Source organism: Paenibacillus sp. GCM10027628, assembly GCF_042676385.1.
GTDB lineage: Bacteria > Bacillota > Bacilli > Paenibacillales > NBRC-103111 > Paenibacillus_E.
This window is the reverse complement of sequence record NZ_JBHTHA010000032.1, coordinates 1-15,077: the sequence shown is the minus strand read 5'-3', so window position 1 is coordinate 15,077 and position 15,077 is coordinate 1. Positions and strand designations below refer to the sequence as shown.

17 protein-coding genes are annotated in these 15,077 nt (G+C 44.7%); 15 read left to right on the top strand and 2 right to left on the bottom strand.

Annotated features, from left to right (window positions below):
- The first annotated feature begins 878 nt into the window (after positions 1 to 878).
- The 7 genes from ACFQZT_RS21075 (at position 879) to ACFQZT_RS21045 (ending at position 7,691) form a co-directional block, all read left to right on the top strand.
- On the top strand, positions 879 to 1,709 hold the full coding sequence (locus ACFQZT_RS21075) for an AraC family transcriptional regulator (protein ID WP_379302814.1): 831 nt from the start codon (positions 879 to 881) through the stop codon (positions 1,707 to 1,709).
- A 178-nt stretch (positions 1,710 to 1,887) separates the two neighbouring features.
- A complete protein-coding gene (locus ACFQZT_RS21070) occupies positions 1,888 to 2,310 on the top strand; it encodes a MarR family winged helix-turn-helix transcriptional regulator (RefSeq protein ID WP_379302813.1) in 423 nt (140 codons plus the stop codon).
- Between the two features lie 54 nt (positions 2,311 to 2,364).
- Positions 2,365 to 3,204 carry an alpha/beta hydrolase gene (locus ACFQZT_RS21065; RefSeq protein WP_379302812.1) on the top strand — a complete coding sequence of 280 codons (840 nt, stop codon included), beginning with the start codon at positions 2,365 to 2,367 and terminating at the stop codon, positions 3,202 to 3,204.
- A gap of 464 nt (positions 3,205 to 3,668) precedes the next feature.
- Positions 3,669 to 4,691 (top strand): UDP-glucose 4-epimerase GalE, encoded by a 1,023-nt coding sequence (gene galE / locus ACFQZT_RS21060; protein WP_379302811.1) that lies wholly within the window; start codon positions 3,669 to 3,671, stop codon positions 4,689 to 4,691.
- A complete protein-coding gene (locus ACFQZT_RS21055; RefSeq protein WP_379302810.1) occupies positions 4,688 to 5,890 on the top strand; it encodes a MerR family transcriptional regulator in 1,203 nt (400 codons plus the stop codon). The genes galE and ACFQZT_RS21055 overlap by 4 nt, the downstream gene beginning before the upstream one ends.
- A 20-nt stretch (positions 5,891 to 5,910) precedes the next feature.
- Complete coding sequence (gene nudK / locus ACFQZT_RS21050) at positions 5,911 to 6,885, top strand: GDP-mannose pyrophosphatase NudK (protein WP_379302809.1); 975 nt, start codon at positions 5,911 to 5,913, stop codon at positions 6,883 to 6,885.
- Positions 6,886 to 6,926: 41 nt separating this feature from the next.
- Entirely contained in the window at positions 6,927 to 7,691 is a 765-nt protein-coding gene (locus tag ACFQZT_RS21045) for an aminoglycoside phosphotransferase family protein (protein WP_379302808.1), read from the top strand.
- 103 nt (positions 7,692 to 7,794) lie between these two features.
- Here ACFQZT_RS21045 and ACFQZT_RS21040 read toward each other — a convergent pair whose 3' ends face one another.
- Positions 7,795 to 8,643 (bottom strand): NAD-dependent epimerase/dehydratase family protein, encoded by an 849-nt coding sequence (locus ACFQZT_RS21040; protein WP_379302807.1) that lies wholly within the window; start codon positions 8,641 to 8,643, stop codon positions 7,795 to 7,797.
- Between the two features lie 12 nt (positions 8,644 to 8,655).
- The gene (locus tag ACFQZT_RS21035; protein WP_379302806.1) at positions 8,656 to 9,594 is read right to left on the bottom strand and encodes an NAD-dependent epimerase/dehydratase family protein; all 939 of its coding nucleotides are present in this window, start codon (positions 9,592 to 9,594) and stop codon (positions 8,656 to 8,658) included.
- A 123-nt stretch (positions 9,595 to 9,717) separates the two neighbouring features.
- Here ACFQZT_RS21035 and ACFQZT_RS21030 point away from each other — a divergent pair, with 123 nt between their 5' ends.
- The 8 genes from ACFQZT_RS21030 to ACFQZT_RS20995 form a co-directional block, all read left to right on the top strand.
- Positions 9,718 to 10,551 carry a helix-turn-helix transcriptional regulator gene (locus ACFQZT_RS21030; protein ID WP_379302805.1) on the top strand — a complete coding sequence of 278 codons (834 nt, stop codon included), beginning with the start codon at positions 9,718 to 9,720 and terminating at the stop codon, positions 10,549 to 10,551.
- A 291-nt stretch (positions 10,552 to 10,842) separates the two neighbouring features.
- Positions 10,843 to 11,049: a hypothetical protein gene (locus ACFQZT_RS21025; RefSeq protein ID WP_379302804.1), complete on the top strand. Its 207-nt coding sequence runs from the start codon at positions 10,843 to 10,845 to the stop codon at positions 11,047 to 11,049.
- A 65-nt stretch (positions 11,050 to 11,114) separates the two neighbouring features.
- Positions 11,115 to 11,555: an SRPBCC family protein gene (locus tag ACFQZT_RS21020; RefSeq protein ID WP_379302803.1), complete on the top strand. Its 441-nt coding sequence runs from the start codon at positions 11,115 to 11,117 to the stop codon at positions 11,553 to 11,555.
- A complete protein-coding gene (locus tag ACFQZT_RS21015; protein ID WP_379302802.1) occupies positions 11,545 to 12,009 on the top strand; it encodes an EVE domain-containing protein in 465 nt (154 codons plus the stop codon). The genes ACFQZT_RS21020 and ACFQZT_RS21015 overlap by 11 nt, the downstream gene beginning before the upstream one ends.
- Positions 11,990 to 12,433, top strand: coding sequence for a MarR family winged helix-turn-helix transcriptional regulator (locus ACFQZT_RS21010; RefSeq protein WP_379302801.1), 444 nt, complete (start codon positions 11,990 to 11,992; stop codon positions 12,431 to 12,433). Before ACFQZT_RS21015 ends, ACFQZT_RS21010 begins: the two co-directional genes overlap by 20 nt.
- A 201-nt stretch (positions 12,434 to 12,634) precedes the next feature.
- Positions 12,635 to 13,234, top strand: coding sequence for a TetR/AcrR family transcriptional regulator (locus ACFQZT_RS21005; RefSeq protein WP_379302800.1), 600 nt, complete (start codon positions 12,635 to 12,637; stop codon positions 13,232 to 13,234).
- Between the two features lie 222 nt (positions 13,235 to 13,456).
- Positions 13,457 to 13,945 carry a nuclear transport factor 2 family protein gene (locus ACFQZT_RS21000; RefSeq protein WP_379302799.1) on the top strand — a complete coding sequence of 163 codons (489 nt, stop codon included), beginning with the start codon at positions 13,457 to 13,459 and terminating at the stop codon, positions 13,943 to 13,945.
- A 784-nt stretch (positions 13,946 to 14,729) separates the two neighbouring features.
- The coding region (locus tag ACFQZT_RS20995) for an IS110 family transposase (protein ID WP_379302798.1) at positions 14,730 to 15,077 on the top strand (348 nt) is incomplete at its 3' end.

Here is a 15,077-nt window from a genome sequence, read left to right as displayed (position 1 = left end):
GAACGGTACGTACGGTGGTGTAAGAGGTCGGGGGCTAGCCGCCCCCTCCTACTTAATTTTTATGATTACGAGGAATTTAGTCGGGAGAATAGGATCTTCGAGGAAGCTTGCATGTGTTGCTACTGGAGCATTTATCAAATCGAAAATACGATTAAGCTCTAATGGAGAACGATAGTTGAAAATAAATTATTATCGATTTTCTCCAGCGTCTTTTCAAGTTCCTTCATTTGATCGATAACTTTCCTGCGATAAGTTTCCATGAATTCCCATCGAGTTGTTATTGTGGAGAGTTCACTATTGTGCAAGGCGATAAACTCCTGCATCTCCCGAATGGGCATCCCCATTGCTCGAAAGTAACTTAAAACTTGAAACCATACGATATCGGACTCTGAATACTGACGCCATTATGCGTATTTTCGTAACAGGCGCTACGGGCTTCTGGGACGCTCATGCTAACGCCGGGACGCCTCGGGACGGAAGAGGACACGCCGATCCCGGCTACGCCGCGGCGCTCCGAGGAGGCGGCGACCGCGCTAGCTATGCGCGGAGTGCGATCATCGGTCGTTCGTCTCGCACCGTCCGTGCACGGTCCGGGCGATCATGGCTTCGACCCGACCCTTATCGACATCGCCCGCACCAAGGGCGTCTCTGCCTACATCGGCGACGGGTCCAACCCCGATGCGGCGATTTTGTATAACCGACCAAACAGGAAGCCCAAATGCAGCATTTAAAACAGTAGTTATATAGAATAAAACGGAAGGACAGTTGAGTGTTATAGCTCATACTGTCCTTTTTATTATTTATTTACTTGGGTTCATGCGTATTGTACTATTGTAGTAAAATGGAAGTTACACATCATGGTGTAAGGAAGTGACATAATGGGGAGCGGGTTTATTACGAGTATTGAACATTTTAAACCCCATACCTTTCAGGCAGAACAAGGTGAAGGGTTGTTTATTTCGCATTCTCATGATTGGGACGAGCTAACGCTTATTCTGGATGGAGAAGGGTATTACAGCTCGGCGGAACAAAATATTAAAGTCACAAAAGGTGATCTTATTTTAATCCCATCACAGCTTCACCATGGATTTGTATGTATTAAGCCGTGGAGAGGGATATCGCTCCATTTTATATTTGATAAAATACCAGCCTATTGCCAATATTTATTTCTCAATGCTTATCAAAAACCACTTCACATTCGGATTTCTCACTTACAAGAAGAGCATTTGAAGTGGGCAAATATTGCTCTTTTGCAGCTGGAATTGGAGTGGAAAACAGAAGAGAAGAGTGAATATTCGTATGACATCATGAGAAATATTCTTGAAACCGTTTTATTGTTATATCATAAAAATATGATAACTTCGCAGTCGCTGCCGGAAAAGACGGATGACAGCCTGATTATTCAAGAGGTTTTAAGAGAAATCCATCGACGCTATAATACATCCATTACAATTAACGAAATTGCTTCACGACATTTCCTTTCTGAAAGTCTTTTACGCAGGAAATTTTCGGAGACGCTTGGCATTTCGCCAAAACAATATATTATCAATCTTCGTTTGGAGGAGGCAAAACGACTGCTTCAGCAAACGGACAGAGCTATTGAATATATTTCTTCTGAAGTCGGTTTTACTTCCTCCAGCAGGTTTTATGATCTTTTTGTTAAATGGGTGGGGATGACACCTATGGAATGGCGTAAACTGAATGAATAACTATAAATGAAATGCCACCTTTAAAGGTGGTATTTTTTTTCGACCGTCGAAACCGAACAATTTACGCTTATTTTTGTATCGTGATTAAAGCGGTTTCATTAGCAAGGCTTTTAAGATCCCCTATACAATAAAGAAAAGAACATTTGACATTTGTTTGACATCAAACTATAATGCAGATATGAAAAGTAGTGATGCCATTTCATTGATTTCCAAAATTAGGGGTAAAGTTAACCGATTCATTGAAGCAGAATTGGTGAAGTATGGTATAGACGGAATTGGTACTTCGCATGGTGACATCATCTATGCGCTATTTAAGAAACCAAGACTCACAATGGCGGAGATTTCTAAAGGGATTAATAAGGATAAATCTACAGTCACTGCACTTGTTGACAAGTTGGTCCGGCTCGGATATGTGACTAAGGAACGGGACAAAGAGGACACGAGGGTTGTTTATGTTGCTTTAACCCAAAAGGGGAGTGAACTGAAACCGATCTTTGAATCATTATCTATAGAATTGTTGGACGTGTTTTACTTAAACATCTCTGAAAAAGAAAAAGGAGATCTGCTTCACGTTTTAAAAAAGATTTATAATAACTTTTAAATTTTTTTCGATAAATAGTTTGATATCAAACCAAATTGCAAGGAGGAAATAATCATGAAAGATTTTACGAAAGAATTGCCCGATCATAAGGAGAAATACATTGGGGAAAACGATTTATTTTTAGAGATATTCGAGGGGGAAAGCCTTATGGAAGTATCTAATCAAAAGCCCCCTTTGCTTTTTGTACACGGTGCTTACACAGGAAGTTGGATGTGGAGCAAATACATTCCTCACTTTATTAGTACAGGGTGGAATTGCTATTCCATGAACTTGAGAAGTCACTACAAAAGCAGGCTGCTGGATATGACTAAGATAACTTTCGAGGATTACTTGGAGGATATTAAAGAGGTTATCGCTGAATGTGGCGTTCCGCCGATTATTATCGGATTTAGCATGGGGGGGATCTTGAGCCAGAAATTGGCAGAATCTGTCGAGATCGCCGGGTTGGTGTTGATCGATTCAGTCATAAGCAAAGAAGTTCATGAAGCAGTACCATACAAAGAATTAGTCCAGATGACACCTGGTCTCATAGTGCCTGCCCCAGCCCGTGAAGAGATTTCAAGCATAGATGAATCAGCTGATGACATTGAATTTCAAAAAAAGTATCTGACAATGGAGGCGTCAAAGGCATTTAAAGCTTTTGTTTTTTCAACCGAATCACAGGGTATATCTATAGACAGCAGTTTAATTTCTTGCCCGTGCCTGGTTATCAAAGCAGTAAACTGTGATGATGACGACCGTCGGGGTAGGGTAACAGCGGAGCACCTCCGTGCTGAATATAAAGCGCTTTGGAAAACAACTCATACCGGCGTGCTCATAGGGCAGAAATATAAGGAATCAGTAGAAACAATCATGGACTGGTTAAAAGTTGCAGGGGTAGGATCACCATCGTAGCGTAGCCGCAACGATGGTTTACACCGCTGTGCGGGGAGTTCCCGCGCGCCAGCGAATAAAGGCGAACTGCAACGGTGGTTTCCATCGTTGCAGGGGAAGGATCACCACCGTAGCGTGGCCGCAACGATGTTTTACATCGCTGTGCGGGGGAGTTCCCGCGCGCCAGCGAAAGATCAAAAGACTGTCCTCAGTCATCTACGATGACTTTCGGGACAACCTCTTTCTGGAGGATTACAGAATTGGCAAGCGCTTGTAAAGGAAAATATTGAATTTGATGCTGCTAACGGGTAATGAGAGCTTAATACACACTTTGATGAAGGCTGCCAGCTTGATTGGCAGCCTTTTTTCACGAGCAGAGGAGGGCAAAACTGAGATTATTCGAACCTAAAAATAAAGCTTGAACGTGACGTAACGTAACCTTGTATAATCAAAACAAAGCTACTACGAAATGGAGGATTTTGTAAATGGCAATATTGGTTTGCGGCGGAGCCGGCTACATTGGAAGCCATGTAGTTGCCGCCATTATTGAACAGCGTGAGGAACTCGTTGTTATAGATCGCTTGACCGCTGGAAGGCAGAATGCCGTACTGGGTGGTAAGCTGTATCATGGTGATTTGAATGATCGGGTAATGTTGGACATGATCTTTAAGGAAAATGACATCGAAGCCGTCATCCATTTGGCGGCCAGCTCTCTTGTCGGCGAGAGCATGATACAGCCGTTAGAGTACTATCGCAATAATGTGGAAGGAACATTGCGTTTGCTAGAGGCTATGCACAAGCACGGCGTAGACAAAATCGTATTCTCTTCTACGGCCGCAGTTTATGGTGATCCGGAACAGATCCCGATCCGGGAAGCCGACCGGAAGATGCCGAGGAATACGTATGGAGAAACCAAATTAGCGGTAGAACGGATGCTGCATTGGGCGGAACAGGCACACGGCATCAAACATGTGATTTTGAGATACTTTAATGTAGCTGGAGCCCACGACAACGGGTTAATCGGCGAGGATCACGACCCGGAAACTCATCTTATCCCTTTGGCTATCCAGGCTGCACTGGGTCAAAGAGAAAATATGATGATATATGGAGATGACTACTCTACCAAAGACGGAAGCTGTATAAGAGATTACATTCATGTCATGGATGTTGCTGAGGCGCATCTTCTGGCCGTGAACAGCCTGCGGAGCAGAGAGAAAAGTGGCGTCTATAATCTCGGTAATAGCGAAGGCTTTACGGTAAAAGAAGTTATTGAAACCGTCAAGAAGGTTTCCGGGAAGGCTTTTCCTGTACAAATTGCCCCCAGACGCAAAGGGGATCCGGCTGTATTGATCGCATCGCCTGATCTCATCATGGAAGAGTTGAACTGGCGCCCGAAGCGAGGCAGCTTAGAAAAGATAGTCGCAAGCGCCTGGGAGTGGCATCGTACCCACCCACATGGATACGCTGAATGCAAGCAGGAGAGATGGCGGAAGGAGTCGCAATCTTGAAGCGGAGAGACAAGAATTATCTGACAACCGGGCAGCTCGCGAAACGGACAGGAATGACAATACGAACTTTGAGGTATTATGACCAGATTGGATTACTGAAGCCATCCCATCTTAACCAAGCTTCTGTCCGTTTGTACAGTAAAGAAGACTTAGTTCGGCTGCAAAAAATTCAAGCTCTAAAATATATCGGTCTGACTCTTGCCGACATCAAGCAAATTATCCATGAAGGCTCATTTCCTGAACAGGACATAAAGAGCTCTCTCATAATGCAAAAGGAAGTGATCCGGCAAAAAATTGCACATATGCAATATGTGTCCAAGGCGATCGATGAAGCGCTGGATATGCTCCGGGAACATCAAGCAGAAGCGGATTGGGATAGCTTATCGGACATTATTCAGACGATTCATACCGAAAAAAACTGGGGAGAGCAATACCGCAACGCACTCCGTCTGCAAGCAAGAATCCGGCTGTACGATCAATTCAGCGTCAATAAAATTGGATGGCACCGGTGGTTTTTTGATCAGCTCGGTTCGGCATCGGATCTTAAAATATTGGAACTTGGCTGCGGAGATGCCGCCTTGTGGAGCCGAAATATAGACAGGGTTCCGCCATCATGGAACATCACGCTTATCGATATATCACCGGGCATGCTGGATGCCGCTCGCAACAATGTAAATGACCAAAGCAACCAGTTTACGTTCCTGACGGCAGACGCGCAAGCGATTCCGTTCCGTGACAGCGAATTCGATGTTGTCATTGCGAATCACATGCTATATCACGTGTTGGATATCGGGCAAGCTTTGTCAGAGTGTCACAGAGTGCTTAAAAATGACGGACTACTCTATACGTCTACAATGAGCAAGAGCCATCTTCAGGAAATGGAGCAGCTTGCAAGGACGTTCGACCCCGATATACGAGTGCTGGACGATGTCATGGAACGGTTCCATTTGGATAACGGAGCGGAGGTACTGGCGTCTCGATTCACAGACATTGAGTTGATCCGGTACGAAGATTATATGCAGGTGGACGAAGCGGAACCGCTTATCCATTACATGACTTCAACGCCAATGAACGCAAGGTTTTTTCTAACGGGCGAAACATTAGAAGCCTTCAGATCATATTTGAATGCGAAAATTCGAGAAGGTAACGGAAATATCTTTATTACAATGGATTCCGGCTTCTTTCGATCAAGAAAATAACATGATGAGGAGGATTTCTCATGAACATTTATATGAATCCAAGGGTAGAAATAAAAGATGAAACAGTATTATCCGCTAATTGGTATCTGCTAAAGAAAATGAAATTTGCCTATCAAAATAACAATGGCATTTGGGAAACCCAAGAGAGAGAGGTTTATGACCGTGGTAACGGGGCTGTCATTCTTCTATACAATCGGAAAAAACAATCCGTAATTCTCACCCGTCAGTTCCGAATGCCTACTTATGTCAACGGCAACGACACGGGGATGCTTATAGAAGCGTGTGCGGGATTGCTCGATACGGATAGTCCTGAGGATTGTATTCGCCGAGAGACAGAGGAGGAAACGGGGTATAGGATAACAAACCTACAAAAGATCGGTGAATCCTACATGTCGCCCGGTTCGGTGACGGAGCTGCTACACTTTTTTGCGGCAGAATACGATTCTCGCATGCAGGTGAATGAAGGCGGAGGAGTCGTAGATGAACAGGAACATATCGAGGTGTTGGAGCTTTCTTTTGCAGACGCACTAGAGATGATCAGACAAGGTGAAATCAGGGATGCCAAAACGATTATGCTGCTGCAATATGCGCAAATACACCGGCTTCTTCAACCGGAACGAAAAGCCGAACATATATTAATTGCCGGACCTTACCGGTCTAATACGGGCGATGATCCGTTGCTTATCGAAAAAAATTTGCAGCTTATGAACGAAGCTGCGTTCAAGGTTTATGAAATGGGGCATATGCCGGTTCTAGGGGAGTGGTATGCTCTTCCATTGATGAATACGGCTGGATCTCTCGCCACGGGAGATGAGGTGTATGACCGCATTTTTCACCCGTCGGCAGTGAGACTGCTGTCTCATTGCGATGCTGTATTGCGAGTCGGGGGGCCATCGGCAGGAGCTGACGAAATGGTACGAGTGGCTGAGGAAAACGGAAAAATCGTGTACAGGAATTTGAATGAGATTCCGGTAATATGTTATGGAAAAATATAACAAAAGTCTTATGACTAAGTAGTTGTGGAGGCCTAGTTGTAATGAAAAATGCTGTGCTTGAGAAAATCGAAAAAGTAATAGGTAAAGTGAGTGCTTTTGTAATATTGGATGAGCAAGGTTGTACATCTGAGGTAAGTCGCATTGTTACGAAAGAAAGATCCTATATACTTAAAAGTGTGAATAAGGAAAAGTATCGATTGTGGCTGAAGGATGAGGCTCAAATTTTAGAAAAGCTTCAAGATGACTTGATACCGGTCCCTAGATACTATGGAATGTTTGATGAATTAGATAGCAGTCATTTACTTATGTCGTTAGAGGATGGCATCACATTAACTGCTGCTCTGAGAAAAGCTACGTCATTGGAAAAGAAAGAGCTGCTTCGGAGCTTCGGTCGATTTCTTGATCGCTTTCATGAAAGAATCCCATTAAAATCACTAAAGAGAGAGGATAATTGGCTAGAAAGCCAACTGGCAAAGGCCAAAAGTTATGTTGATAGTGGGCAAACCGAGGGGGATTTGAAACTGTTGGAATCTCTAATATTGAATAGACCCTCACTTGTTAATCAAACAATGATTCACGGTGATTGCACAACAGATAATGTCCTTGTAATAGACGGAGAGGTAAGTATGTTCATCGATGTTGCTGGTATGACAGTAGGAGACCCGCGATATGATGAATCCTTGGCGATTAGAAGAATTATTAATGAGCCGGAATTATTAGAGGCCTTTTACGAGGGGTATACTCGTTATAGAGTAACAATGGAAGAGTTCAAGTATTTCGATGAAGGTTTATATGAGTTTTTTTAATTGGGCGTTCCGCTAACGAAAAACTATAGTTGAATAGAACAAGGAGCAGTTCTACCGCGGCAGCTGCTCCTTTTGTTTTTTTACTATTCGTCTTGATGGCCTATCATAACGCACCTGCATCTCTCGCAGTATAGAATGATGGGAAAATCGGGCGAAAATTTAACTCGTCTCTTATTCGGGTTGTATCTACAATCATGTCCCAAGGGTTAAATTCCTGCTGTGAATTTTCCGCAGAGTCTTGACTGGAATGATTGTGAAGCTGAAATAGCTCTGCAGCAGTTATAGGGGCATCGTCGGCAACATTATAAACGCGACCGTCTATGCCCGGAGTGGAAGAAGCGAGCAGTAACGCTTGGCTTACATCTGCATGGTGCACCATATGGAGCCGTTTGGCAGGATTCCAAGTACTCATCATCGGGAGAAATTCGGAAATATGGGGATCTCGTTCACCGTAGACGAAAGCCAGCCGTACAGTCCGAAGTCCCAAACCTTGCTCAACGTGAAGCTGGCGCAGAGCTTCTTCGGCAGTCGCTTTGGTCTTCGGATAAAGGAATGCAGGGCACAAGCCGTCATCCTCGTGGTTCGGTCTCGATTGGCTCCCGGAACCGTATACCAGATTGGTACTGGCAAACACGAACCTTGGAACTTCCGCCTTTAATGCGGCATTCGCTAAAGCAATGCTGGCATCGATATTTGATTTCCTTGCAGTTGCTTCATCTACACCACGGAACTGTGCAGCGAGGTGCACGACGACATCCGTTCCTTTGAGTGCACTCTCAAGGCTTTCAGTACGCAAGATATCCCCTTCGATAACCTCGCCACCTAGCAGCCGATACGATTCAGCCTTCGCGGCATTGCGAACCAAAAGCTTAACGTGATGGCCTTGCTGTAATAAACGTGGTACAAACCGGCTCCCAACTTTACCTGTAGCCCCAGTGATGAAAAAATTCATTATTAATTCCTCCTAAACTTTGTTCCCTGACTTTAACCAACCAATATAATCTGCAATCCCGCGCTCGACGTCATATTCAGGTTCGTATCCCGTATCTTGTCGGATACGAGTGATGTCGAGGCAAACGTCTAAACAATGACCCTTGGGAAGAGCTATCTCTGCATCCGGGATCATGCGTTTGATTGCAGCGAAGAACTCCTCGTTCATGATGACGCGTCCCGAACCAATGTTGTAGGTGCTGTGGTTCAGTCGCTGAGCGGTCTGGAGGAGCGCGATGCCTCGGGCGCAGTCCTTCACGTAACACATATCGTATGCATCCAATAGATGGGATGAAGCAGGGTCCGAGAAATTAGTCGGTACCCCTCTTACCGCAGCATGCACAAGTTTGGGAGCGACGACGAGGTTTGCCGCAGATTTTTGCATGGGGCCCCAGATGCCTGCGATTCGTAGGTTCACAACCTCAAAGTCCGCGCTCCGGGCAGCATAGGACGCGATTAATTCGGAACTCTTCTTGAATGTCGTGAAGGGATTGTCCGCGGACATAGGCAGCGGCATATCCTCGCGAAAGGGGCTTTCGCTCACGCCCATATAGACACCGATTGCGCTACCGATGCCGACCCGGGGGACCCCCCATTGATGGGCCGCCTGTAGAACGTTTTGCAGACCTTCATTGTGTGCGCGCAGTTTATCAAAGAGACCGGTCACCCCGGAACCCGGCATCGCCAGGTGTACGATTCCTGAAATTTTGTGTCTCTTACCAATTTCAAGGAAGGCCGATGAGTTCGTTATATCTACCTGTTCTATGAACACCCGCTTTCCGATTTCCAGTTCGACAAAGTTCGGGATTTCGGAAGTTCGATACTGCGTAAGCACGCAGGTCTCCCCAAGATCAAGCAATGCTCTTGCCGTGTGAATGCCGATGAATCCGAGGCCGCCTGTAATTAAAATCAAGTGATTCCCCTCCAACCTGTCGAAATCCAGTGTTATACTGGAATTATTACAAAACCTGCATAAACCTGCCATCCTGTGTTTATCGTACGATTGGCAGTGTTAGGCTATACGAGGGGGTTCATCATGAAAGAGGGTTCTTCTCCAGAATCGCTTTCGTTAGGTGAGTTTTTGCGCGCGCGTCGAGAACGACTGACTACCGAAGATGTGGGGTTGCCGTTATATGGCCGACGCCGAACACCAGGACTTCGCCGCGAAGAGGTGGCCCAACTGGCCCACATCGGGACTTCGTGGTACACATCATTGGAGCAGGGGAAAGTATCTAATCCGTCCGATCAGGTATTGGATAGCTTGGCCAATGCGCTGCGATTATCCATTGAGGAGAGACGCCATCTCCGTATGTTGGCAAGGCCTGTAGAACGGGAGCATGTTCGTGCGAGTCAAGAAGTGACGCTTGGTTTGGAGCGTACGGTGCTTGCCCTCGACCCGAATCCGGCGCTCATTTTGGGGAACTGTTGGGACATGCTGCTATGGAACAAAGCGGCGGAGTTGGTATTCAGGTTGCCGGCTTTCTCGAAGGATAGGATACAAAAGCCGAATTGGCTGCGGAGATTTCTAACTGACCCTGCGATTCGAATGAACAACCCGGATTGGGAGGCCAAGGCGCAAGTCATGATTGCAAGGTTCCGTGCGGATTATGCGTACTTCCAACAAGATTTGAGGTTTAACGAGCTCATTGAGGAATTACTAAAGACGAGTGAAGTGTTTCGTGAACATTGGCCGAAGCATGACGTTCAAAGCGTAGTCGATTGCCATAAGCGATGGACGAACCCAATAATCGGCGAAATGGAATTCGAGTATGTGACCTTGCAGCAACCCGATCATCCGGCGATAAAGATCGTAATTTATACAGCCTCATCGACAACTGCGCTTCGTTTGAAGGGTTTGTTGGGAACTTAAACGGGATAGTCGTGGAGACATCGCGGTGAATCGTATCATAAAGAAAAGCTAGATCATTGAGCTAATTGCAGAACATTAGTGGAGGAGCTTGCAGTGACGTAGCTCCTCTTTTTTTGTTAGATATATCAGAAGAATGGCCCCAGATTACCAAACGTCTGATTATGCTGCTTTTCCATAGATAATATTGAGATTGAACTCTCGTGGTTGCCATGGGTTGATGGTCCTCTTGTTCTCTGGAAAGTGGACAACGAGGAAGCTCAACGAGCATTGATTGAATCGGGAGCTAAGGCGATGGGAGAAGTCGCCGGTGGCTCTCTGGCCGAACTCAGATCTGTCCAAGTGACCAACGGTATCCCGAAGACCGGTATTGTTGAAGTACCTGGCCGCCGCTTGGCAGTTCTCAAAGCTGCCGACGGCAACCTAATCGGCATCCTACAAGATCTGCCGATGACTTGGTTAATAGGGGATATTTTTATCGTGGATTCGAAATTGAAATAAAGTATTGACACATATAATATTAATACATATAATAAAGACAAATACTAAATAGAGGTGAAGAAACAATGTGGACATTTGAACACACGGTAATGACAAAAGCAAAGGCAGCAACGATCTGGAATCTTTACAGCGATATTTCCACTTGGGTTGAGTGGGACCATGGCATTGAGTATGCCTCATTAGAGGGGCCTTTTGTCGTAGGCACTCAGGGTTTGCTTCAACCGGAGGGACAAGAGAAGCTTGTTTTCCAACTTACAGAGGTTGAGCCGCTGCGCGGATTTTCTGATCTCACGGTCATACCAGGTGCGGGGATTGAAATTGCTTTTACACATGTTCTGCGGGAAACGAGCGAGGGCACTAGCGTCACCCATAGGGTAACGATCTCAGGTCCGAATGCAGACCATCTGGGGCCACAGATCGGGGCAGGTATGAAGGAAGGCATTCCACATACGATTGAGGGGCTTGTTGCATATGCGCTCGAGAGAGAAGGGCACTATGCAAAATAAAGCGCAGAATGAGCAATGCCGATACTGGGTCGGCGTCGTGTCGGAGTCTCATGTGAGCAGAGGGGTTGTGGGCGGGTTCGCCCAACTCTGTCATGGCAAATCGGCTCCTTTGCGGAAAATGAAGACAGGTGACTGGCTCATATACTACTCGCCGCGCACAGAATTTGATGGAGGAGAACCGCTGCGGGCATTCACGGCGATTGGTCAAGTGGAAGATGATGCGGTCTACGAATACCGGATGTCCGAATCCTTTGTACCCTTCCGCCGAAATATTCGGTATACTCGTTGTAAAGAAGTGAAAATCGGCGGCCTGCTGGATCAGCTCAGCTTTACGAGAGGCAATCGGCATTGGGGGTACCTGTTCCGTACCGGCCATTTTGAGATCGGAAGAGAGGATTTCCTGACGATTGCGGGCGCCATGCTGGAGGATCGAAATGAACTCGGAATTTACTGATGCAGAACAAAGCCCCGGATTTTTATTGTGGCAAGTAACGAATACATGGCAAAGGGAAATCCGCCGTGTATTGGATCCGCTGGAACTGACACACCCTCAGTTCGTCATGCTGGTCTCTTGCCAATGGTTAAACGATCAGACCGGAAGAGCAGGTGTGACGCAGGTCCAGCTTGCGCAGCACGCGCAGATGGACGTCAACGTCACCTCCCAGGTGCTGAGAACCCTGGAGAAAAAAGGCTTCGTAAAACGAAGCCCGCACCCAACCGATACCCGGGCGAATGTCATTACAACGACGCCCCATGGCAATGAGCTTGCTTCCCAAGCCATTCAAGCTGTCGAAGCGGCGGATCGCGCGTTTTTTGACTCCATCGGTGAGGAGAAGGCGAATCTGGTTCGACTGATGCTACAACTGCTGAAAAAGTAGTTGGTATGTTTAACGACATGAAGGCTGCTGTGAGGCAGTCTTTTTGGCAATGTTGACAAAACTAACGATTTTTAGCAAATAAAAACTAACAGTTGTTAGTTTTCTGAGGCGATAAGCTAAACAAATAATCCTTGACAAAACCAAATGCAAGTGTCAAAATCAAAACATACCAAACGGTCGGTTTGAGGGGATGGCGAATTCATGAGTGATACAAGAGAGCATATTTTAAACGTGTCCTTTGACCTTTTTTTGAGAAAAAGTTTCAAGGAAGTTACACTGAAAGAAATCGTTGAGAAGACTGGAATGTCAAAAGGTGCTTTCTACCATTATTTTGTGAGCAAAGAGCAGCTTTTTATGGTATTGATTGATAAAATAATCTCTACTTTATTTGTTGATTATAGTAAATTTAGTAAGGATTCTTTATATCAATTTTACCACGATTATATAACTTATTCGAATACTTCAGGAAGTTCATTTCAGCCAAATAGAAGTGATGTAGAAGATGATTATGGTAGAAACTACTATCTGCTCATATTTGATGCTTTAAGGCTCTATCCTGATTTTCAAGAAAAATTGTTTAAATCTGAACAAGATGAACTAAAAGCTTGGAAGGAAATAGTTCACACCGCTAGAAATAAAGGAGAGATTAAATCTCCTATGAGTGATGAGCACATATCTAATCTATTTATATATTCAACTGATGGCGTCGGAATTCGTAATATTTTAAAGGGCAGGAGTGAAGATTCTGCAAGCACTTTACTAGCTCTTTGGGATAGCTTTTATGAGGAGTTGAAAACATAATTTTTTTATATTGTACATACCGAACGTTCGGTTTATTTATGTCACAACAGACTATGTGGAAAGGAGCTCACGGAAGAGTATGTATATTTCACTCCTATTCGCCGAATTTATACAAAAGTCGAAGCATCCGCCATAGCCCCAACAATACGCAATTTCCAATCGCAACGTATTTCAAATTTATTCGTCGGTCGAAAAAACAGTTTGAAGCTGAGGAGAATGTATATGAATGAAAATGAATTTTTGAAAAGGAATCTTGAAGAAACGATAAAAGACTATTGGAGAGCGTACAACGATCATGATCTTGAAACTGTTCTTGCGATTATGGACGAGAATGTTACAATCTATTTTCCGACTGACCCACAGCCTATTCAGGGCAAAGAGAAGATTCGAAAAGTTTGGTCGGTGTCATTTGGCAAGGTCATCCCGGATATAAAAGAAGAGGTTCTGAAGACAGTAGTCCAAGGCGATATGGTAGCATGTCAATTTATTGAAAGCGGTACTTTAACCATCCCTCCTGAAATAGCATCATCAGTCAACATCCCTGTTGTTAACCGACCGTATAAAATGCGCATGGCCTCGTTTTTCCGCTTCAATGCTAAAGGATTAATAGAAGAAATCCACTCTTATTGGGATACAGGAGATTTTTCAAAACAAATCGGGATTGATATCAGTGCCATTCGCTCAATGCAGTCTCATGCACACAAATCATGAGGGATAAGACAAAGATTTATCATCACGCAGTAGAGGATAGTTGATTTGCCTCATCAGCATTACTGACCGTAATCATTACCGTTTTAGTGTTGAGATTAAAGTAACGGAGAACGCTAGTTACATTAAGTAGACTGCAGCGACGGTCTGCTTTATTATTGAACTAACTGACAGTACTATGAACCATAGAAATGGCGAAAATGGGCTATTGGAAAAGAAAGGGTTTAGAAACTTGAAGGAACTGAGAAGTGAAGCGTGATAAAGGAATATCAGTTTTGAAACAAGTATGTTATGAACTTACAAACCGGGAATTGTTATGCTAGATAAAATTGAGCAGATTCGTTGCGTTGTTGACGATCCGGGTTAGAGTTCTCGGCAGATGAAGCAGAATGTTTCGCCGCGTGCGGTATAAGTTATTTGTTGATGATTCGTTCGCTAACTGATCTAACCGCTCAAATTAAGGTAGACAGGTGAAATAATAAAACCTGATGCCTGAGGGGAGCATTTTTTTTGTCTAAAAAGAATCAATAATGGAACTTGAAATAAGGGAAAGCAGCCGTACATTTGGATCCCTGTAAAATTGGGATTTTTTATTTCAATTCGTTATTTTATGTCGTGGCACCAGGACACAAACATATTCGCATAATCCTAGGCATGGAAAACGTATTCGCTCAACTAAACATTCCTGTTAAGGCTAAGAAATAGCCTTTGTCAAAAAAGGAGCGCCTCGGTATGATGGGTTTGTCGACGGGTTAACACCCAACACCATCAAGGAGGCGCTCTTACTATGAAGTTTAAACAATCAGAAGGACAAAATCAACGAATTGAACGAATTTCCACAACTCATCTTGTTGTAGGTATCGACATGGCCAAGGAGACGCATGTGGCACAGGTAACGAATTATCACGGGATCGTGCTTTCGAATCGACATCTCTCGTTTCATAACTCCGTCGAAGGGTTTGAGAAGCTACAACGCTGGGTAGAAGGCCTTCAGCAAAAGCATCGTTTGAAGAGCGTTATTTTTGGCATGGAACCTACAGGGCATTATTGGTGGAACTTAGCGAATTGGCTTACAAACAAAGGATATAATGTCGTCCAGGTGAATCCTGCTACGACAAAAAGAAACAAAGAGAAC